This window comes from Bacillus sp. JJ1127 (assembly GCF_036965845.1).
Lineage (GTDB): Bacteria > Bacillota > Bacilli > Bacillales > Bacillaceae_G > Bacillus_A.
Genome location: NZ_JBALQK010000249.1, coordinates 1,131 through 1,665 on the forward strand (window position 1 = coordinate 1,131; position 535 = coordinate 1,665).

The following is a 535-nucleotide window of genomic DNA, read 5'->3' on the forward strand; positions in this document are numbered from 1 at the left end:
TCTTTGCTTCTTGATGGTGAACTGACTAAGGGGTGCCACCTGACCGAGCGGCACTTTTCTACGGCTGTGCATCAAGTTATATTCAAGTTGATACGAAAAATAAAGGAAGACGGGCAGCAACTTGATTTTGTCACACTTGTTTCAAAAATGGAGTCCCTGATTTTTCACCAACAACAAAAGCACCGTTGGATAAAGACCATATAAAGGACCTAGCTAAACGAATAAAAAAGTTATAGATCAATTAAGAAGTGTGGAGATTGAGTGCATAGCTAGCTGATTATATAAAAATTCGAAAGTTCATGAAGGTTTTACCATCATGGAGTTTTGTTTTCATATAGGATAGTGTGATAAGAACGATAAATAAGCGAGAAAAAATTTTACTGGGTGACAAAGTGACAGAGAGAATCATTACAAAGGAGAAGGGTTATGAATTTGGAAAATATGGTAAGAGATATTTGGTATGGTGATATTCCAAATGATAGAATCGAAAATCTTAAATCTAAGCTAAAAGATGTTACAACTGAGAAAGAAAGCT

General features: G+C 35.3%; 1 protein-coding gene and 1 pseudogene. Both read left to right on the forward strand.

Features of this window, described 5'->3' with window-relative positions:
* On the forward strand, positions 1–204 hold a 204-nt coding region (locus V7183_RS21290; protein ID WP_438825187.1), incomplete at its 5' end, for a DnaB-like helicase N-terminal domain-containing protein.
* Between the two features lie 222 nt (positions 205–426).
* Positions 427–535: pseudogene (locus tag V7183_RS26030) on the forward strand (Imm47 family immunity protein); the annotation flags it as partial.